The sequence below is a fragment of the Mesorhizobium sp. P5_C1 genome (assembly GCF_054049815.1).
The window spans coordinates 1-579 of the sequence record NZ_JBFULQ010001376.1 but is presented as its reverse complement, the minus strand read 5'-3'; the positions used below and the strand labels follow the sequence as shown (position 1 = coordinate 579).

Here is a 579-nt window from a genome sequence, read left to right as displayed (position 1 = left end):
GTTTAACATTTCCCTGATATTCCCCAGCATCACGATCACAATTCCATGGGGTCCAACGTTATACAGCGTGCCAACAAACGCCGTCATTACAGGTTTTACCGCAGCGCTGCTTGGATTGGGCCTCAACGAAGGAGCCTACATGTCCGAGATCGTTAGAGCAGGACTGCTTTCCGTCGATCGAGGACAACTGGAAGCCGCGCAAGCGCTGGGGTTCACCCGGATGAAAACGCTGTGGGAGGTCGTTCTCCCCCAAGCCATGCGGATCATAATTCCGCCAACCGGAAATCAGCTCATTTCGATGTTAAAAACCACAGCGCTAGTGTCAGTGATCGCCGGCGGCGATCTGCTGACTAAGGCCCAGAACCTTTATTCAATGAATTTCCTGGTCCTCGAACTACTCGTCGTAGCCAGCATCTGGTACATTGTGCTGACCACCATCGCCAGTTGGGCCCAGTCCTATCTGGAACGCCGTCTTGAGGCCGCACACGGAAACGCGCCGACCTTCCGGAGCAGCTTCTTGAACTGGCGGAAACTCTCGGACTTGATGTCCGGAGGCGACCATGACCGATAGTAAAGCGA

General features: G+C 54.4%; 1 protein-coding gene. It reads left to right on the top strand.

Annotated elements, in window-relative coordinates; all coding sequences use genetic code 11:
• A partial coding sequence (locus ACXJ7R_RS35910) for an amino acid ABC transporter permease (protein WP_457155915.1) occupies positions 1–571 on the top strand: 571 nt, incomplete at its 5' end.
• Positions 572–579: the final 8 nt, after the last annotated feature.